Origin of the sequence: Vibrio sp. 1557, from assembly GCF_033340175.1 — a bacterium.
GTDB classification, from domain to species: Bacteria; Pseudomonadota; Gammaproteobacteria; order Enterobacterales; family Vibrionaceae; genus Vibrio; species Vibrio alginolyticus.
Genome location: NZ_JAWOVZ010000019.1, coordinates 17848 through 38376, shown reverse-complemented (window position 1 = coordinate 38376; position 20529 = coordinate 17848). Strand labels below are relative to the sequence as shown.

The 20529-nt window shown below is 45.6% G+C and carries 17 protein-coding genes; 9 read left to right on the top strand and 8 right to left on the bottom strand.

All coding sequences use genetic code 11. The features are described from left to right. Positions 1-7: 7 nt before the first annotated feature. From R7070_RS18675 to R7070_RS18665, 3 genes are all read right to left on the bottom strand, one after another. Positions 8-682 carry a GntR family transcriptional regulator gene (locus R7070_RS18675; RefSeq protein WP_005377862.1) on the bottom strand — a complete coding sequence of 225 codons (675 nt, stop codon included), beginning with the start codon at positions 680-682 and terminating at the stop codon, positions 8-10. A gap of 152 nt (positions 683-834) precedes the next feature. Further along, positions 835-2367 (bottom strand): aldehyde dehydrogenase (NADP(+)), encoded by a 1533-nt coding sequence (locus R7070_RS18670; protein ID WP_033905156.1) that lies wholly within the window; start codon positions 2365-2367, stop codon positions 835-837. Positions 2368-2388: 21 nt separating this feature from the next. Then, positions 2389-3390, bottom strand: coding sequence for a 4-hydroxyproline epimerase (locus R7070_RS18665; protein WP_318141272.1), 1002 nt, complete (start codon positions 3388-3390; stop codon positions 2389-2391). Positions 3391-3499: 109 nt separating this feature from the next. On the opposite strand from R7070_RS18665, the gene R7070_RS18660 reads away from it, so the two are divergent. The 7 genes from R7070_RS18660 (at position 3500) to R7070_RS18630 (ending at position 11308) form a co-directional block, all read left to right on the top strand. Next, positions 3500-4756: an NAD(P)/FAD-dependent oxidoreductase gene (locus R7070_RS18660; protein WP_033905157.1), complete on the top strand. Its 1257-nt coding sequence runs from the start codon at positions 3500-3502 to the stop codon at positions 4754-4756. Positions 4757-4879: 123 nt separating this feature from the next. Next, complete coding sequence (locus R7070_RS18655) at positions 4880-5953, top strand: polyamine ABC transporter substrate-binding protein (RefSeq protein ID WP_033905158.1); 1074 nt, start codon at positions 4880-4882, stop codon at positions 5951-5953. Positions 5954-6039: 86 nt separating this feature from the next. Continuing rightward, the gene (locus R7070_RS18650) at positions 6040-7014 is read left to right on the top strand and encodes an ornithine cyclodeaminase family protein (RefSeq protein ID WP_318141277.1); all 975 of its coding nucleotides are present in this window, start codon (positions 6040-6042) and stop codon (positions 7012-7014) included. A 56-nt stretch (positions 7015-7070) separates the two neighbouring features. Further along, positions 7071-7985 (top strand): dihydrodipicolinate synthase family protein, encoded by a 915-nt coding sequence (locus tag R7070_RS18645; protein WP_256900567.1) that lies wholly within the window; start codon positions 7071-7073, stop codon positions 7983-7985. 73 nt (positions 7986-8058) lie between these two features. Then, a complete protein-coding gene (locus R7070_RS18640) occupies positions 8059-9180 on the top strand; it encodes an ABC transporter ATP-binding protein (protein WP_256900566.1) in 1122 nt (373 codons plus the stop codon). Further along, positions 9177-10457 (top strand): ABC transporter permease, encoded by a 1281-nt coding sequence (locus R7070_RS18635; protein ID WP_191116081.1) that lies wholly within the window; start codon positions 9177-9179, stop codon positions 10455-10457. The genes R7070_RS18640 and R7070_RS18635 overlap by 4 nt, the downstream gene beginning before the upstream one ends. A gap of 2 nt (positions 10458-10459) precedes the next feature. Beyond that, positions 10460-11308, top strand: a complete 849-nt coding sequence (locus R7070_RS18630) for an ABC transporter permease (protein ID WP_006741629.1) — start codon at positions 10460-10462, stop codon at positions 11306-11308. A gap of 120 nt (positions 11309-11428) precedes the next feature. Here R7070_RS18630 and R7070_RS18625 read toward each other — a convergent pair whose 3' ends face one another. After that, complete coding sequence (locus tag R7070_RS18625) at positions 11429-11863, bottom strand: hypothetical protein (protein WP_042521922.1); 435 nt, start codon at positions 11861-11863, stop codon at positions 11429-11431. 445 nt (positions 11864-12308) lie between these two features. Here R7070_RS18625 and R7070_RS18620 point away from each other — a divergent pair, with 445 nt between their 5' ends. Then, positions 12309-12842 carry a hypothetical protein gene (locus R7070_RS18620; RefSeq protein ID WP_054574080.1) on the top strand — a complete coding sequence of 178 codons (534 nt, stop codon included), beginning with the start codon at positions 12309-12311 and terminating at the stop codon, positions 12840-12842. 350 nt (positions 12843-13192) lie between these two features. Continuing rightward, entirely contained in the window at positions 13193-15637 is a 2445-nt protein-coding gene (locus R7070_RS18615; RefSeq protein ID WP_256900565.1) for a collagenase, read from the top strand. A 161-nt stretch (positions 15638-15798) separates the two neighbouring features. Here the strand turns inward: R7070_RS18615 and R7070_RS18610 are convergent, their stop codons facing one another. From R7070_RS18610 to R7070_RS18595, 4 genes are read right to left on the bottom strand one after another with little or no spacing between them, the layout of a single operon-like run. Further along, positions 15799-17595 carry an aminopeptidase P family protein gene (locus R7070_RS18610; RefSeq protein WP_213885350.1) on the bottom strand — a complete coding sequence of 599 codons (1797 nt, stop codon included), beginning with the start codon at positions 17593-17595 and terminating at the stop codon, positions 15799-15801. Then, positions 17595-18587, bottom strand: a complete 993-nt coding sequence (locus tag R7070_RS18605) for an ABC transporter ATP-binding protein (RefSeq protein ID WP_256900564.1) — start codon at positions 18585-18587, stop codon at positions 17595-17597. The genes R7070_RS18610 and R7070_RS18605 overlap by 1 nt, the downstream gene beginning before the upstream one ends. A gap of 9 nt (positions 18588-18596) precedes the next feature. Beyond that, complete coding sequence (locus R7070_RS18600; RefSeq protein WP_109168417.1) at positions 18597-19580, bottom strand: ABC transporter ATP-binding protein; 984 nt, start codon at positions 19578-19580, stop codon at positions 18597-18599. 10 nt (positions 19581-19590) lie between these two features. Next, on the bottom strand, positions 19591-20523 hold the full coding sequence (locus R7070_RS18595; protein ID WP_005377839.1) for an ABC transporter permease subunit: 933 nt from the start codon (positions 20521-20523) through the stop codon (positions 19591-19593). Positions 20524-20529: the final 6 nt, after the last annotated feature.

Sequence of the window (20529 nt, the reverse complement as noted above, 5' to 3'; positions counted from 1 at the left end):
ATTCCGTTTACTGGCTGATATTTTGCCTTTCAAGCAGCAGGTTTCGAATCGCTGTGCCTGCTTCTAGAATGTGCTTTTTCAGTAGGTACTTGGCGCCTTCGATATCGCGATTTTGGCACATTTCAAACAAGCTTAAGTGCTCTTCTTCTGCCTTTTTAATGCCTGTAGTAAACAATAGCTGCATGCGTATGTATCGGTCACACTTTGTGTTCAGGTTGTAAATGACGTCCATAGTTTCAGGCATGTTGGCTGGCGCATATAGGGCTTTGTGGAACTCGTAGTTGTAGTTGCTCCATTCTTCTACTTCGTCGCCACTGTTCACTACTGACTCGAAACGTTCGCGAACTTCGCGCGCGCGTTCAAGGTCAGCGTCTGTCATATTTTGAATCGCGCGCTCTAAAATGTGGCATTCCACGACAGCGCGCAGTTCAAATAGCTCATTGATTTTCTCTGGAGATAGCTCAGTGACCGTCGCACCTTTGTGAGGTTCAAAGCTAACGAGTCCTTGTGCTTCCAATTGAACTAACGCTTCACGCACAGGAATTCGGCTAACATTAAACTCTTTTGCTAACGCATCTTGACGTAAAGGTTGACCAGTTTTTAACTCGCCCTTCAAGATCTGAGTTCGAATTGCTTCCTCAACGAGCTGAGTGCGCGTTTTAAAAACAGGTTTCTGTGACATTGAAGTCTCCCGTGAAATTAATATTGTATCCAATCCATTTTACTTTAGTAGTTTATTGTTTTTCTGGCACAAACCAACTAGGAAAGAAGGTTTTGAGAAGTAGAGTGAAATAAAAGGCATCAGTTGATGCCTTTTTGAGCCATTTGGTGGGCTTATTGGGACACACTGCCATCTATGGCGCGTTGAATACCCAGTGGGTTCGACGCTTTTAATGAATCCGGCAATAAAGATTCTGGCAAAGCTTGATAAGCGACCGGACGCAACCAACGATGAATAGCCTCCGCACCGACAGATGTTGAGGCAGAATTGGTTGAAGCCGGATATGGTCCACCATGAACCATAGCGTAACCAACCTCGACGCCAGTTGGCCAACCGTTGAATACAAGGCGTCCGGCGATTTCTTCCAAACTTGGAAGCAGTTGCTTCGCTTGTTCTTCGTCTTCAGCGGTAGTGTGAAGGGTTGCGGTGAGCGAGCCAGTCAGTGAATCACTCAGTTTCAACATGTCATCGAAATCTTCACAGATTACGATTAACGATTGAGGACCAAATATTTCTTCCTCCCATTGTGGGTTTTTACGCCAGTTTTTACTGTCCGTCACGAACAGTGCTGGTGAGACATTGGTCGCTTCTGCTTGTTCAGAACGAGTGACGTTAATGCCTGTTTCGGAAGTTCGCTTATCCACTTCGGATTCATACGTTTCCCGGATTCCTTGCGTTAGCAAAGTGGCCGTTGATTGTTGTCGAATTAACCCTTGAGCGGTTTCGATAAAGGCTTGCGTTTCTGGGCAATTCAAGACAAATACAACGCCTGGTTTTGTACAAAATTGTCCACAGCCCAAAGTCATAGAAGCCACAAACTCTTCAGCCAATGAGGCGTTTGCTCGTATGGCTGAAGGGAGAATAAATGTTGGATTAATCGCCCCTAGTTCACCATAGAAGGGGATTGGCTCTGGTCTTTGCTGAGCTAGATTGAACAGCGCACGGCCACCACCGACGGAACCTGTAAACCCAACCCCTTTAATTTTTGGATGGGTAACGAGTGCTTGGCCAAGTGCGCGTTTGTTGCCTTGCAATAGCGTGAAGATGGCTTGCGGTAAGCACTCTTTCTCAAGTGCAGCCTCAATACACTCTGCAACAAGTTGACTGGTGCCAGGGTGGGCGGTATGGCCTTTTACAATCACAGGACAGCCAGCTGCCAGTGCCGAAGCCGTATCACCACCTGCCGTAGAAAATGCGAGCGGAAAATTAGACGCACCAAACACGGCGACAGGGCCAATTGCGATTTGCTGACGACGAATATCTGGTTTCGGCAGTGGTTGACGGTCTGGGTTTGGCGTATCGAAAATTGCTTGATGGTGATTACCCGAGCTCACAACCTCGGCAAATAGTCTTAATTGGCTCGCTGTACGTCCTATTTCACCGCTTAAACGTGCTTCGGGAAGGGCAGTTTCTAAATGAGCACGAGCAACGATTTCTTCACTCTTCACTTCCAATTCAGAGGCGATAGAGCAAAGTAAGCTCGCTCGCTTTGCATTGCTTAGTTGGCGAAACTCACGCGCAACGTTTTGGGCGGCTGAGGCGGCTTGATTAACTTCTTGCTCTCCATGTACCGGAAACGCAATAGGTAGAGGCTCACCAGTAAAGGCGTTGACTGCGTAAAAAGTGGTTGGTTCTTGTGGGTTCATCATTCTTCCTTACTATCCTTATTACTTCACTTCAAATCCGTACGCATATGGGTCTTCATCGTCTACCCATATTGTGTTGTGACCGTATACTTGTGCCCATCCTTCAATACTTGGCAAAATAGCGGCTTTGCCATTCACTTCGGTAATGCCTTCTATACGTCCTTGAAATAGGCTGCCGATGATACTTTCGTGAATAAAGTCTTCTCCTTGATTGAGTTTGCCTCTTGCATGCCATTGCGCCATGCGTGCACTAGTACCCGTACCACATGGCGAGCGATCCAACGCTTTGTCGCCGTAAAACACAGCATTTCGAGCGGTGGCGTTTTCTTGAGTGGGCTCTCCGGTCCATAGCACGTGAGAAACACCGCATACTGTTGGATCTTCTGGATGTACGCACTCAACCGCTCGAGATACCGCTTCGCGAACTTTTGGTGAAAGCATCAAAATTTCATCTGGAGAGTAGTGTTCAAGTCCGGCATAGTTTTCTTGAGGATCGAGGATTACGTAATAGTTTCCGCCATAAGCAACATCGACAGTGAGCTCACCTAAGCCCTCTATGTCCACGGTTACGTCTTGGTGGGCAAGGTAAGCTGGTACGTTAAATATCCTCACTGACGTGACCTTGTCACCTTTTGTTTGGTAGTGCACTTCGATTTGTCCTGCTGGGACATCAAGTATCAAACGGCCTTCTTTTTTGGGAGTGATAAGGCGATTCTCGATAGCGGTAGTGACGGTTCCAATGGTGCCGTGGCCACACATTGGTAAGCAGCCACTGGTTTCAATAAACAGAATTGAAGCGTCTGCGTTATCGCTGCAAGGAGGCAAGACAACTGACCCCGACATCATTGAGTGTCCGCGAGGCTCAAACATGAGTGCCTGACGAATCCAATCATAATGCTCAAGAAAGTATTGGCGCTTTTCGCTCATGGTATTGCCTTCGAGTGGAGGCACACCGCCTGCGACCAGCCTAACTGGGTTGCCGCAGGTGTGGGCATCAATACAGAAAAAAGTTCCTTGTCTCATTTTTCGCTCCTTGCTGAAAAAATGGTTGAATTAAACAATAGTGATGTTAACGTAATGTAAAATATATTGTATACAATCTACGTTTTCAAGTGTGACTCGGAGCATATTTATGTTGGTCAAGGATGAAACAAAAAAGGAAAGGATCGCCGTGATAGGTGCGGGGATTATTGGCTTATCAATTGGATTGAAGTTGCAGCAGCAAGGTTATCAAGTCACAATTTTTGATCCCAATGGCGTGGGGAATGGATGCTCTAAGGGAAATGCAGGTCATATCGCGACTGAGCAAATCTTCCCTCTTGCAACGCCAGCGCTGCTTCCACAATTACCTAAAATGCTGCTAGATCCCAAAAGTCCGGTTTCGATCCGTTGGCAAGATATTCCAAGCACTATCGGGTGGATGATTCGTTTTCTATTACAAACAAAGCCATCAGCCGCGGAGCAGGCAAAAAACGCGATTAAAACTCTTAACGAGCGGTCAGTGGCAAGTTGGCGTGGCGTGCTTGATTCAATCGGAAAAGCGCATCTAATAAAAATGAATGGTTCATTGCTCACTTTTGAAAACGAGAAACTGTTTAAAGACTACCAAAGTACGCTTAACTCACTGGCCAAAAACGGTGTGGCGTATCAAGTTTGGACGCAAGAGGCGATTCGAAAGCGGATACCTGATCTCAGCCATAAGGTTCGTGTCGGCGTCTTTTTTCCCGATACAGGACATACGCTAGACCCTTATCAGATCTGTGTTGAGCTAAGTGAAGCTTTTGAAGCTCTTGGCGGTAAGATTTTACAAAAAGGTGTATCTGCGTTGGAGAAAAATGGTGATGTGTTGGTTGAGTCTCAAACACATTCATTTGACCGAATCATCGTTGCCGCTGGTGTACATTCTAAGCCTTTGATATGGCAGCTAACCGGAGTCAAAGTGCCTATTCAAGCCGAGCGTGGTTATCACCTAATGGTGGATGACAAGCGTGATGTACTGCCATTTCCTATTAGCTCTGCCGATAGAAAATTCATCATGACTCCGATGTCTGGCGGGCTACGCTTGGCAGGCACTGTTGAGTATGCCGATGTAGAATCACCACCCAATATGAAACGTTCAGAAATGCTTTTTCAGTTAGGTGATGAGATGTTTGAATCGGAGTTAAATCCACTCAAGCAAGGAGAAAAGTGGATGGGTAATCGGCCTTCAACAGTCGACTCGTTACCGGTTATTGATAGCATTTGGGATGGAAATGTATTACTGGCATTTGGCCACCAACACCTTGGATTAACTCAAGCGGCGATTACGGCAGATCTCCTTTTAGAGCTTATCGAAGGAAAGCCGACATCGATTGATCTATCACCTTTTTCATTACAACGATTCGCCTGAAAAATTTAATATTAAATATTGTATAAAATATATTAAATGCTAATGTTAACTTAATTTTAACAAAAATGGTGTCCAACAGCCGTACTCGGATGCCTCCAGAAAAACAACCAAAAGGAGTAAAACATGTCACGAATGACCAAAGCACCATTGGCGCTGTTGATTTCAGGAATGCTGTTGGGGGCCTCTGCTTATGCTGAAGACAAATTGACGGTCGTATCTTGGGGTGGTGCATTCACCAAGAGCCAAGTGGAGGCATATCATAAGCCTTTCATTAAAAGAACAGGTGTTGAGATCGTATCCGAGGATTTCAGCGGCGGATTAGCTGAAATTAAAGCACAGGTGGAAGCGAACAACGTGCGCTGGGATTTGGTTTCTCTCGACAAGCCAGACATTGTTCGTGGTTGCGCCGAAGGGTTACTAGAACCAGTGAACCCAAGTATTTTGCCTCCGGGCGCAGATGGAACACCAGCACAAGAGGATTTTATTGATGGTGCGATTCACGAGTGCGCAATCAATACCATCGTAGTGTCCACTGTATTAGCGGTGAACGAAGACGCGTTTAAAGGTAAGGCTTTGCCAAGCAAGTTGACCGATCTTTTTGACCTAAAAACTTTTCCAGGTCGACGTGCATTGCAAAAACAACCTCAGGGCAATCTTGAGTGGGCACTATTGGCTGATGGTGTAAAGCCAGAAGAGGTCTACAGCCTGCTCGAAACCGAAGCGGGGCGTGAGCGTGCTTTTGCTAAGTTGGATACGATCAAATCAGAAGTACTGTGGTGGACAACAGGTGCCCAGCCACCTCAAATGCTTGCAGACAAAGAAGTGGTGATCGCCTCGGCGTTTAACGGCCGAATCCACAATGCCCGTAAGGATGAAGGTCAACCATTTCGGATTATATGGGACCGTCAAATGGGTTACATGAATGGATGGGCGATACCTAAAGGGAGTGAGAACACAAAGCTTGCATTGGACTTCATTGCTTTTTCTTCAGGAACAAAACCATTAGCTGATCAAGCTAAGTACGTTGCCTATGGGCCTACGCGTAAGTCGTCTTCGGCGGAGGTGAACCCAGACATTTTAGCGAACCTTCCTACCGCACCTCAAAACTTCCAAACCGCCTTCCTGATTAACGATGAATGGTGGTCAGACTACGCGGATGAACTCAATGAAGAGTTCAATACCTGGCTGCTTAACTAGGCGTTAATTTGTGTATGGGGTCGAGTTTTCATCCATAAGCGAGGTTCCGTACTTTCCTCAACTGTATTTATGTTTTCGGAGAAATGATGAAAGTCATCGAAGCACAGCAAGTCGCGCAATGTTTAACAATGAAGTCTCTTATTGAAACGATGCGTGAAATGTACTCGCGGCCAGCAACAATACCTCAACGCCGAGTCATGCCCTTAGAAGAGGGAGAATACGAGGCGTTTGCGCTACTTCCAGCTTGGAACCAGGAGTTGATTGCGGTGAAAGCCTTTACGTATTTCCCGCATAACCCTGAGCAAGGCAAAGATACGCTTGCATCTAAGCTGCTTGTTTTTAGACGAAACGATGGTGAGCCGCTCGCACTCGTGGACGGTAAAGTTTTAACGTTTTGGCGCACCGCCGCAGCTTCTGCGTTGGCAGCGGACTATTTGGCGCGTCCCGATGCTGATCGTCTGTTGATCTGCGGAACGGGCAATCTTGCGCCTTATTTTGCGTGGGCATACGCTGCGGTTCGCCCACTTAAGCAGGTTTATATTTGGGGGCGTAACTCAGATAAAGCCGAGGCGACGGTAAATGCCATTGTGTCATCTTCAGAGTATCAGTCGCTTCCTGATGAGCGTCGGTTTCGCGTTTCAGTCGTAGAAAAAGTGGACCACGTTATCAAACACGTTGACATCATCAGCTGTATTACTGCATCAGCAGAGCCTTTGTTTAATGGCGCAGACGTGCAGCCGGGCACCCATATTGATTTGGTCGGTAATCATGACTTGGACAAGCGTGAATGTGACTCCGAAGCAGTGCAACGAGCACAGGTGTATGTTGATAGCCGTATTAATGTATTAGCCGAAGCGGGCGATCTTCTCATTCCAATTCAAGAGGGCGTATTCACGTCAGACGATATCAAAGGGGAATTACCGCAGCTTTGCGCCCAACAAATCTCAGGACGTCAAAACGATGAGGTCATTACTTTATACAAATCAGTTGGCAGTGCTTTGGCTGATTTGGCCGCTGTAAAGGCGGTGTTGTTAGAAAATGGCATAGATAGCCATGTCTGAGCATTTTCGCTCGTTCATTTAAATTGCATACAATATACATATAAGGAAAGTAGTTCATGAAAATTGATTGGAAAGGTGTTTATCCGGCGGTCAGTACGCAATTTCGTCAAGATCAGTCAATTGACTTAGACGCAACGCAAACCGTTATAGACAACCAGATTAAAGATGGTGTGAATGGCATTATCTGCTTGGGTACTGTCGGTGAGAACTGCGCGTTGTACCCGGAGGAGAAACGCCAGGTTTTGCAAGCGGCAAAAGAAGTCGTAAATGGCCGTGTGCCTTTGATTGCTGGTACAGCAGAGTCTATTACCACAGCAGCTGTTGATTACATGCAGGATGCGTACAAAATTGGTATCGATGGTTGTATGGTGATGCCTGCCATGGTTTACCGCACGTCTGAGAGCGAAACGTTCGAATATTACCGCACGCTAGCAGAAGCAACGCCAGAAATGCCAATCATGATTTACAACAACCCGGTTGCTTATGGTGTCGATGTAAACCTCGATATCATGGCGAAACTGGCTGAGTTTGAAAGTATTGTAGCTATCAAAGAGTCGACCACTGATACTCGTCGTATCACCGAGCTTTACAATAAATTTGATGACCGCTTTACCGTGTTCAGTGGTGTTGATGACATCGCTCTTGAATCATTGGTGTTAGGTGCGACCGGCTGGATTTCTGGTTTAACCAACGCATTCCCAGAAGAGTCCGTTGCGATTTATAAACTGGCAAGCCAAGGTCGTTATGCTGAAGCGTTAGAGATCTACCGTTGGTTCTTACCCCTACTGCGTTTAGACACCATTCCTACGCTGGTTCAGTGCATAAAATTGGCCGAGCAAGTCTGCGGACGTGGCTCTGAACAAGTTCGTGCGCCACGCCAACTCTTACAAGGTGAAGAGCGTCAACAAGTCATTCAAATGGTTGAACACGCGTTAGAAACCCGCTTAGACCTATCCAAATACAATCTGTAATTGTGCTGTTTAGTAGAGCGTTAACTGACGCTCTACTCATTCGTAATATTCAAAAAATGAGAAGAGGGAAGTCATGAGCACGGAAAACAAGGACTATGTCAGCTTTCAACACGTTAAGAAAACCTACGATGGCACGAATTTGGTGGTGAAAGACTTCAACTTAGATATTGCTCCCGGAGAGTTTGTTACTATGTTGGGGCCGTCAGGATCGGGCAAGACCACTTGCTTGATGATGCTAGCAGGCTTTGAAACTGCGACCGGTGGAGACATTTATATTGATGGCGTTCCTGTTAATCATCTCGCGCCGCACAAGCGCGATATCGGTATGGTGTTTCAAAACTATGCGTTGTTTCCACATATGACCATTGCTGAGAATCTTGCGTTTCCTTTAAAGGTGCGAAAACTCGACAGTGACACGATTCAAAGCAAAGTTCAGAGTGTATTAGAAATGGTCGAGCTTGAGCATGTTGCGACTCGATACCCGAAGCAGTTATCAGGTGGTCAACAACAGCGTGTTGCGTTAGCGCGAGCATTAGTGTTTGAGCCTAAACTCGTGTTGATGGATGAACCACTAGGCGCGTTAGATAAGCAGCTGCGTGAGCAAATGCAGATGGAAATTAAACATTTGCATGAAAAGCTTGGCATTACCATTTTGTATGTGACGCACGATCAAGACGAAGCTCTCACTATGTCCGACCGTATTGCGGTTTTTAATCACGGCGAAGTGCAACAACTCGCGACACCAACCGAGCTTTATGAATCTCCGAGTAATACGTTTGTAGCGCAGTTTATCGGAGAAAACAACCAACTCTCAGGTTTAGTCAAAGAGTGGAACGGAAAGTATTGCCAAGTGCTCGTTGGGAAAGAGTTATTTACTGCGAAACCTGTCAGAGTCTCTGAGCAAGGGCAGAGAACAACACTTTCCATTCGACCAGAAAAGATTGTTATTCAACCAGAGAAAGCGTCTTGTGAGAACCAAGTCTCGGGCGTCCTACGAGAATTGAATTATCACGGTGATCATTATCGTCTGGTCGTCGAAGTAGAGAGCGTTGGTCACTTCATCGTTAAAGTACCTAACGATAATCGTAAACACTTGCAGTTAACGCCTGGCTCAATTTGTCGTATTGGTTGGCAAAGTGACGATTGCCATGCTCTTGATGGGACACAAACTCAAAGTAGCGAGGTAGCAGCATGAGTCGAGAGCTAACCGCATTAGATTCTGTATTGGAAATCGAACGCCAAGTTCATGAGCAAGAAACCAATCTGAAAGCGCAGCTGCAAAAGGCAGAGCGCCGAAAAAAGCTTCGCTCCATTATGCTCACAACGCCATTGGTGTGTTTTATTCTGCTTACGTTTGCTTTTCCTATTCTCGACATGCTTTTTCGAAGCGTGGATAACCGAGAAATATCCCAGTCACTCCCACAAACTATTCAAGCTTTAGAAAGTTGGGATTATCAAGGTCAGCCTCATCAAGAAGTCATTGAGGCATTCTCTGTTGAGGTACTTGCGCTTTATCAAAGCAAAGAGCTACCGAAAATAGCCAACCGGATGAATATTGAAGAGTCTGGTATGCGCAGTTTACTCATGAAAACCGGCAGAAAGTTGTCTCGGTTGACGTCGCTGCCGATCTCGGTGACACAGCTAGCTAAGCTGGATAAGCGTTGGGCTAATCCTAAATATTGGGCGGCGTTTAAGAATCTTAGTGGCGCATTAACATTCAGTCATTATCTTGCAGCGCTAGACTTGCAAGTGAATGAGTTTGGAGACATTGAGCCCCAACCAGAAAAACGCCAAATATACGTCGACCTTTTCTTTAAAACTTTTTGGATGTCTATCTCAATCACCTTAATTTGTTTGGTGATGGCGTACCCCGTTGCTTACCTGCTTGCCAATTTACCTGATAAGCGCGCGAACTTACTTTTAATTATTGTGCTGCTGCCATTTTGGACATCATTATTAGTCAGAACCACGTCTTGGATTGTTCTGCTGCAAAACCAAGGGGTCATTAATGATCTCCTTATTTGGTCGGGTTTTACTTCTGAGCGAATTCAGATGATTCACAATACCTTCGGAACGGTGGTGTCTATGGTTCACATTCTGTTGCCGTTTATGATCCTGCCTCTGTATAGTGTAATGAAAGGAATTAGCCCAACTTATTTCCGTGCCGCTCGTTCTCTAGGCGCGACGCCTTTCATTGCGTTCATGAAAATTTATATGCCGCTTACGTTACCTGGGATAGGTGCGGGGGCCTTGCTCACTTTCATTCTTTCTATTGGTTTCTACATTACGCCCGCTTTGGTTGGTGGAAGAAGCGGACAGATGATCTCCAATATGATTGCCTATCATATGCAGACATCACTGAACTGGGGGATGGCTGGCGCATTGGGTGGACTGCTTTTGTTCGTTGTACTGGTTCTGTTTTATATGTTCAACCGTGTGGTTGGCATTAACAACCTTAAGGTAGGGGGATAACCATGGCATTACCAAACTATGCATCAAAAGTAGAGCGAGTTGCTTACGCAGGTTACTTAGCTTTTTGTGGGGTGGTGCTGTTCTTTTTAATCGCTCCAATTCTGACCATCATCCCGTTATCGTTTAATGCAACGCCTTACTTTACTTTTACCGAGGGGATGTTAAACCTTGACTCTGCAGCGTATTCTACTCGCTGGTATCAAGAAATGTTTACTAGTGATCAGTGGCTGTTGGCGCTGAAAAATAGCACGTTCATTGCTTTTATGGCGACACTCGTTGCAACAGGGCTGGGAACTCTGGCGGCGTTGGGTTTAGCAAGTAGTAACTTGCCTTTTCGCAATACGATTATGGCGCTGTTGATCTCGCCCATGATCGTACCAGTCATTATCTCTGCTGCTGCGATGTACTTTTTCTACACACGCCTTGGCTTATCACAAACTTATTTAGGCGTCATTTTGGCACACGCTGCGTTAGGTACGCCTTTTGTCGTCATTACCGTTACTGCGACGTTAAGCGGCTTTGACCATAGCTTGGTAAAAGCGGCGGCTAGCTTAGGAGCAAACCCTGTTTATACTTTCAGACACATTACCTTTCCTCTGATTCGTCCGGGGATGATTTCTGGCGGCTTGTTTGCTTTTGGCACTTCGTTCGACGAGGTTGTGGTGGCGTTATTCCTGACTGGGGCAGAACAAAAAACCGTTCCTAGGCAGATGTGGTCAGGAATTCGAGAGCAAATCAGTCCGACTATATTGGCGGTCGCTACGTTGCTGATTTTTATGTCGGTGTGTTTGCTCGTGACTTTAGAAGTTCTACGTAGGCGTAATGTACGCATTCGAGGCATTCAAGAATAACCAAACTTTTTCTTTGTTGCTCGCTACGCACTTTTGTTTAGGTGCTCCTCAATTTTTGACCAAATGCGCCTCATTGTAGGCGCTTGTCTTTTGTGTTTATCATCAGCGATGACTGACATGTCACTCCTGTAGATTAATGCCAGCCTGCTCGAAACGTGCCAAAGGCGACTTGTTTGATCGCTGATACCAACTAGCTGGCATGTTTGGTTTAAGTCGGGCTTTCTCTTCCTTGCTAATCACAACATAGTGCAAAAACGCATTAAGTGTGGTTACCATCACGTTAAACGTCATTTCCCCATCTTTGCTGATGGATTTCAATAACCCAACGACGGTTTCCTCAGAGACTAACGGTTCAACCACCGCCTTTTTTCGCTCTTTTATTGATGTTGAAGCGGGCAGTCTTGCACGTGCCGTCTCCCAACAAACTTTGTTGGTTTTACTGACAAGGTTGTGCTTGTAGCAGTAGTAACTGAATAAAAAGCGTGGCAGGTTTTGCCAGCGTTCGGCTTGGACTTCTAACCAAAGATGTTGTAGCTCAATATCAGCGTCTGTCATAAATATTATGGAAGATTATTAAAGTAGTGGCATTCTAACGTTTCATCAGCGATGCCGTCTATGATTCGGTTACTTCCCATCTTTATGTTGACACTTTGATTTTCAATGAAACAGTGACTTCTTATTACTGTAAATAGTGAGTGATTTGTCCAGTTTCTGACATTAGTGTTTGACTTGGGTAGTAGAGTGTGGGCGTTTTTTGTTTTGAAGCGTCAATATACATCATCACATACTTACGTCTTACTCTTTCTGAAATAAATACTTTTATCAAAGTAACTGTGTGATTTTCATTCAAATAGTATGTGTTTCATGGTGATGAAAATTCTGTTTATTGCGCTACAATCGAGTGTCGTTCGTAGAATGTAGCCTAATGACGAAAACCTTGCGTCTTCTATCTGGCTTTTTGTGTGCTACTTTTTAATAAGTATCTTTTGGGTGGGTTTTTATGTTTGGAGTTAAAAGAAATGCTGCTATCTCTGGCTTGTACCAAGCGAGTGAACTTAAAGCAAAGCTGTTCTCCAAGGATTTGGAAATCTTAAGACTTAGAGCTGAAACTGAGTTTAATAAAGTGCTTGATGAGCTACTAAGAATTAAAGATAACAATTCAAGGCTTCGTGAAAGTGGGCTTATTGATAAGCTTGAGCAAGAGAAGTCTAAATGGAACAGTGATCAGCTCAAAGACATCGAGCAACGTATAAGTAATGTCGAGTTCTGTATTAAGGATTGTGCTTTATATGTCAGCAACATAGAGTCCCAATTCGCTGAGGATAGCGGTTTAGGATATGGTGAACTGAGCAGTCGTTCCCTTGAAGACGAGTTGGAAACACTATCTTTTAGTAAGATCCTTAACGCATCTGCACATGAGTACTTTTATAACTCTAAAGAGTATGAAATGTACCTTGAAAACACACCAAATACCGAATTTTTGCACGCGTTAAAAGAGCAAATTACCGCACTCTTCGACCACAAAGCAGCCTAGAACCTACAAAGTATTCGCCCATTGCCCGATTCCTTCTGCAGGGGCTTTGATTCGCGAATTTTTACCGACCCACTTTGGAGTATACCTAGCCATTTAACGTGCTGGGTATACCCGTTTAACTACACGTTTCTTCTCTAGATCATCTCTATTTTTTAACAAATACGAATTTTAAAAGCTCACTCCGTGTTCCTTCTGGTACCAAAAACTGATACCGCCACATCTATTTGTTAACAAAATGTTTCTTCTTATCTTGCGAGTAGATTATATGGAGATGCTCTTGCAGTAATAAGGGCAGTGGCGATGCAAAAGACGTAATGCATCTAAGGAAAACTCAATATAGAAGAAATTAGATGGAACTGAAGACTTTGAGTGTCGCGATTGCGACAACATTAACCAGCACTGGCGTATTTGCGTTAAGCGAGCCAGTTTCTCAAGTTACAGAGCAACATGCACATTCGGCTCATACACACGGTGTTGAATCCAATCGAGTTGAATACCAACCAACCGCAACTCTCCCTATTCAGCCCTCCAAGGCAACTCGAGTACAGTCACTTGAAAGTCTTGATGAGTCGAGCACTGCTTGTGATTTGGAAGCATTGGTTACCGAAAGCAGTAACCAATTGATCGGCGAAATTTTAAGTCAGGGCGCGACGTGTGTGAACCAGCTATTCTCTGCTGAAAGTCGGATTCAAGAGTCGGTATTTAGCTCCGATCATATGTACAACATTGCGAAGCGTACTACGACATTGGCGAAGGGGTATACAGGTGGCGGGAGCGATGAACTAGAAACGTTGTTCTTATACTTGCGCGCGGGTTATTACGCCGAGTTTTACAATGACAACATCTCATTTATTGAATGGGTCACACCAGCGGTGAAAGAATCAGTGGATGCGTTTGTTAACAACGCAAACTTCTACGAGAACAGCGATCGTCACGGCAAAGTGCTTAGTGAAGTCATCATCACTATGGATAGTGCGGGCTTGCAGCACGCGTACTTACCACAAGTGACCCAGTGGCTTACTCGTTGGAATGATCAATACGCCCAGCACTGGTATATGCGCAATGCGGTTAACGGTGTTTTTACTATTTTGTTTGGTGGGCAGTGGAACGAGCAATTTGTGCAAATAATTGGCAATCAAATGGACCTTGCCAAAGCTTTAGGCGATTTCGCTCTAAGGGCGTCATCAATCGGTGCTGAAGATGAGTTTATGGCCGCGAATGCGGGGCGAGAGCTCGGGCGTTTGACCAAGTATGCGGGTAACGCGAGTTCTGTGGTGAAGAGTCAGCTGAGTCGAATCTTTGAACAGTATGAAATGTATGGTCGGGGTGACGCGGTTTGGCTTGCGGCGGCGGACACCGCCTCATATTACGCAGATTGTAGTGAGTTCGGAATTTGTAATTTCGAAACTGAGCTAAAAGGCTTAGTGCTATCGCAAACTTATACTTGTAGTCCAACAATTCGAATATTGTCCCAGAATATGACGCAAGAGCAACACGCGGCCGCATGTTCTAAAATGGGTTACGAAGAGGGTTACTTTCATCAGTCATTAGAAACTGGTGAACAGCCAGTAAAAGATGACCACAACACTCAGCTCCAAGTCAATATCTTCGATTCAAGCACCGATTATGGTAAGTACGCAGGGCCAATTTTCGATATTAGTACTGACAATGGCGGTATGTACTTGGAGGGCGATCCTTCCCAGCCGGGGAATATTCCCAACTTTATTGCTTATGAAGCCTCTTATGCGAACGCGGATCACTTTGTCTGGAACTTAGAGCACGAATACGTGCATTACTTAGATGGTCGATTTGATCTCTATGGAGGGTTTAGTCATCCAACTGAAAAAATAGTGTGGTGGAGTGAAGGCATTGCAGAGTATGTCGCTCAAGAAAATGACAACCAAGCAGCACTTGAGACGATTTTAGACGGCTCGACATATACCTTAAGTGAGATTTTCGAGACTACTTATGATGGGTTTGATGTCGATCGAATTTATCGTTGGGGGTACTTAGCTGTACGTTTTATGTTTGAAAATCATAAAGATGACGTAAACCAAATGCTGGTGGAAACACGCCAAGGGAATTGGAGCAATTACAAAGCAACGATCACCCAATGGGCGAATTTATATCAAAGTGAGTTTGAGCAGTGGCAGCAAGCCCTTGTCTCAAATGGTGCACCTAATGCAGTCATAACCGCAAACAACAAGGGGAAAGTCGGTGAAAGCATTACATTTAGCAGTGAAAACAGTACAGACCCAAACGGGAAGATCGTCAGCGTCTTATGGGACTTCGGTGATGGCTCGACAAGTACACAAACCAAGCCGACGCACCAATATGGGAGTGAAGGGGAGTATTCGGTCAGTCTAAGTGTGACAGACAGTGAAGGCTTGACGGCAACCGCCACTCATAGTGTTGTTATCTCAACGTTGGGCGGTAATGACACATTGCCACAAGACTGCGCGGTGCAAAGTAAAGTAAGCGGTGGGCGCCTAACAGCAGGAGAGCCTGTTTGCTTGGCAAATCAACAAACCATTTGGCTAAGCGTGCCAGCGGTGAATGAGAGCTCAAATCTGGCGATAACGAAGGGGAATGGTACGGGCAACCTAAAGCTTGAATACAGTAACTCTGGTTGGCCGGATGATACTAATCGTCACGGGTGGTCAGATAATATTGGTAATGGAGAGTGTATTACGTTGTCAAATCAGAGTAACTACTGGGGCTACGTTAAAGTCTCTGGTGACTTTGAGAATGCCGCCATCGTCGTTGATTTTGATGCTCAGAAGTGTCGTCAGTAGGGCATTTTAACTGCATCATTTTAATTTAATTGATCGCCTCGCTAACATTGCGGGGCGTTTTTGTTTTTCACGCCGTTATCTCTATAAAAAAAACCAGCCCGAAGGCTGGCAAACAAGGAGTTTGAGGTGAAAATGAAAACGTTATAAAGCTTGCTGATATCCTATTTCTCAATAAGTTGGGTTGTGCGTTGAAGCCAGTTTTTATCTTGCGTATCAAGAAAAGGGCTAAGTGCTTGATAGACTCGTGAATGGTAATGATTGAGCCAGTCTAGCTCTGCTTGATCTAGCATTGATAAATCAAGGGCGTTGGTCGCAATTGGAGCAAGAGTGATGGTCTCAAAACCGTAGAACGTGCCGAACTCATTTTGTTCTACTTCTACAACTTTAAGAATGTTCTCTATTCTTACCCCGTACTCACCTTCGCGATAAACGCCTGGTTCATTAGTAATGACCATACCCGGTTTTAGCTCAACCTCATGGTGGCTTTGCGAGAAATTTTGTGGGCCTTCGTGAACATTCAAGCAAATGCCCACGCCGTGTCCAGTGCCGCACTTGTAATCAATACCATGTTGCCATAAGACGCCACGCGCCATGATATCAAGATTGGCACCCGTAGAGCCTTTCATGAATCGAGTCTGAGTCAGTCGGATGACCGCTTTGAGCACCAAAGTATAATCTTTGCGCTGCTTAATGGTCGGTGACCCGAAGTGGAAAGTACGGGTGATGTCTGTTGTCCCGCCAAGGTATTGGCCACCAGAATCGACGAGAAAGAAGTTGCTTTCATTGACTGCCGCATTGCTTTCTTCATCGGCGGCATAATGCATTTTTGCCCCGTGAGCTGCGAAGCCTGCGATAGTGCGGAAACTGTCACTCACATAATGTCGGGTTTGACGGCGATAGTGATTCAGTTGTGCCTCAGCAGACAATTCTGTAACGAGTCCGCTTGGAACTTGCTCTTCGAGCCAGTTCATAAACCTTACGATTGCCACACCATCATCTGTTAATGCCTGTTCTAGGCTAGTTAGCTCGGTCGCATTTTTTATGGCCTTCATTGCCGTTACAGGGCAAGCCATTGGCTTTAGATTCACATTCCCTTCAATCGAACTCACCAATAAGCTGTCTGTGTGGGTCGGGTTAAAAGCGAGCGATAATCCCTCACATTGCTGATTCAAATACTGACTTACGTAGTTGTAATGGCGAATGTGTACACTCTGCTCGGTCAGCGCTCTTTCAACGTCTTGAGGCAGTTTGGCTTTATCAATAAACAGTGTCGCAAGTGATTGCTCTACGACTAGATAGGCTTCAGAAACTGGGCAGTAATTCGTATCACCACCTCGAATATTCATTGTCCACATGACATCATCTAGCGTTGACACTAATAAGCTATCTACTTGGTTCTCGGTTAACCAAGAACGGATTCTCGCTAACTTATTTTCAGTGTCAACGCCAGCAAAAGCGGTGGGGTGCTCGAATACGGGTGCACTTGGGCGAGGTGGTCTTTCAAGCCAAATCGGTGTGAGCAAATCTAGGTCGAGAATGATCTTAATGTTTTTCGCTTCAAAGGCTTGTTTGAGGCCTTGATAAAAAGCGAAACTGATGGCGCGCCCGTCAACCGCGACAATACTGTTTTCTGGGAGCGTGGTAGCCAGCCATTTGGCAATTGTCGGCGTTTCTGGTTGTTTGGCTTTAAACAGTTCAAGTCCTGTGCCGTGTAACTGTTCTTCAGCTTGAATATAGTAACGACCATCAGTCCACAGGCCACCACCTTGTTGGGTAATGACGACATCGCCTGCAGAACCGGTAAAACCTGAAATCCAGCTTCGCGCTAACCAATGATCCGCTGAGTATTCACTGTTATGTGGGTCATTGTTGGTCACGATATATGCAGACACGTTGTGAAAGGACATTGCCTCACGCAATAACGTAAGGCGTTGGTTTACTGAGTTAGTATTGTTCATTAAATGGTTCCTAAAGTCATATTTGAGCAATAGATATGATGCTGCTCCGAGCCTGTTTTTATTGGGTTCTGTTGCCCGCATATTTCTGTGGCTTCTGGGCATCGAGTACGAAAAACACAACTGCTAGGTGGGTTAAGTGGAGAAGGAAGATCGCCGGGCAATAGTTGTATTTCACGGTCACGTGCTAATTGCGGATTAGCTATCGGGACAGCAGATAACAGTGCTTTGGTGTAGGGGTGTTGTGCATCATCAAATACTTTATCGTAACGTCCTACTTCCATAGGTTTACCAAGATACATCACCATAACGCGGTCGCTGATATGGCGCACCACGCTTAAGTCATGCGCAATCATCACCAGTGTTAACCCCATTTCTTGTTTAAGGTCATCTAGAAGATTGATGACCTGAGCTTGTATGGAGACATCTAGCGCACTAACGGGTTCATCACACACGACCAAATCTGGATTGAGAATTAATGCTCTGGCAATGCCCACACGCTGGCATTGACCTCCGGAAAATTCATGTGGATAGCGGTTTCGCTGGCTCGCCAAGAGACCCACTTTATCCATCATAGCGATGACACGCTTTTCTACCTCTGCCCGTTTAAGTTGTGGCTCGTGGGTGAGCAGTGGTTCGGCGATGCATTCTGAGATGGTTAATCTCGGATTCAAACAAGCGGATGGGTCCTGAAACACCATCTGAAATTCTCTACGTCGAGAGGAAAGGTCTTTTTTACTAAACCCGAGCATGTCTTGGCCTTTCCAAGTCAACTCGCCATGTGTAGGTTCAATTAAGCGAAGTAAGGCGCGTGCAAGCGTTGATTTTCCGCAGCCTGATTCCCCCACAATGCCAAGTGTTTCACCTCTATAAACATCTAAGTCGATACCATTGACCGCTTTCACGATTTTACGTCGACTTGGAATAAGGTGACGCGACACAGGAAAGTGGACGTTTAAATCACGAGCAGACATGAGGACTTCTTTTTTATTCATAACGCCTCCTTAAGCTTTTATTTGAATAGGAGTGATAACACTGGGTGCGTTAACGTGACAGGCAATGGACTGGCTCGTGTTCAATGGGGAAAACCGTGGGGTTTCGTATTGGCAACGCGTCTCTCGATGCTCGCACCGCTCTCTAAACGGACACCCTTGATGGTTAATCAACGCACTTGGTGGGTTACCTGGGATGGTTGGTAAACGTGGCATATCTTCAGTGATAGAAGGAATAGCCTTTAGCAGGCCTTGAGTATAGGGGTGAGCAGGTTGAGCGAACAATGTCTCGGTATCGGATTGCTCCATTTTTTGACCACCATACATGACCAATACGCGATCACACATCTCGGCGACGACGCCCATATCGTGAGTGATCAGTAAAATTGCGGTGTTGAACTCTTGTTGTAAGTCTCGTAATAGCGTCAAAATTTGAGCCTGAACGGTTACATCTAATGCGGTGGTTGGTTCGTCGGCAATTAACAACTCGGGCTTACACAACAACGCCATCGCTATCATGATTCGCTGACGCATTCCGCCAGATAGCTCGTGAGGGTATTGATTCATCCGAGTTTCGGGAGAGGGAATACGCACCGCATCTAACATGTGAATCGATTCAATTTTTGCTTGTTTTCGGCTCATTCCTTTATGAATCATGAGAACTTCACAAAGCTGTTTGCCAATTTTCATGAATGGATTGAGTGACGTCATCGGATCTTGAAAGATCATTCCGATTTTCTCTGCACGGATGCGGTTGAGCTGCTTTTTAGACATCGCGAGTAAATCATCACCGTGGAACATCGCGCTGCCAGACACGGCGCCGTTGTCCGCGGTTAACCCCATTAATGCGAAAACAGACTGGCTTTTTCCCGAACCTGATTCCCCAACAATCCCAAGAGTTTCGCCCGCTTTAATCGAGTAGGAGAGATTACTGACCGCTTGCACTTGCCCATCTGGCGTATCGAAGCGCACGTTCATGTTTTCAATAGATAGCATGGGTTTGTCCTTATCGGTCTTTCGGGTCAAGAGCATCACGCAAGCCATCGCCGATGAAGTTAAAACAAAAGAGGGTGGCAACTAAAAACAGAGAGGGAAAAAGCAGCATCCACAATGCAACGTCAATCGTTTTTGCGCCTTCGGAGATTAGTATTCCCCAGCTCGTGTCTGGTGGTTGAACACCAAGCCCTAAGAAGCTTAAAAACGATTCGAACATAATGAATCCTGGTACCATTAAGGAGGAGTAAACCATCACGATCCCAAGAACATTAGGCAGAACATGGCGTCGGACAATTGTCAATTTAGAAACCCCAATAGAGTGTGCGGCTTCGATGAACTCTCGCTTTTTTAGACCGAAGGTGACACCACGTACAACACGGGCAATGCCCAGCCAAGATACCATTCCGATCACGATAAAAATCAGGTAGATGTTGTTGCCAAAAAGGGTAACAAACAGGATAACCATAAACATAAATGGCACCGAATCGAGCACCTCAATAATGCGCATCATTACGCTGTCGACAACGCCACCAAGATAGCCGGAAATACTTCCCCAAATCGTACCAATAACAACGGCGACTAAGGCGCCGACAAAACCCACCAAAATAGAGAGCCTGCCGCCTTGCATCGTGCGAGCAAAGACATCTTGCCCGAGATCATCGGTACCAAAGTAATGGCCACTGCTCAGTGAAGGTTTCCCTAGCTCGTATGGATCGATGAGCACTTCCCAGTCAATTTCATCATGGCCAAAAGCGGCAAGAGAGGGGCCGAAGGTGATGCATAAGGTAATGAACGCCAAAACATACACTGATGTCATCGCGGCTCTGTTTTTACGAAATCGAGTCCATGCATCCTGCCAAAGACTGCGACCTTCGACGGCTTCAATATTGTCGACGACTTGATCTTGAAGAGCTTGTGTATCCAGTTTTTTGATCGTTAACATGCCGGA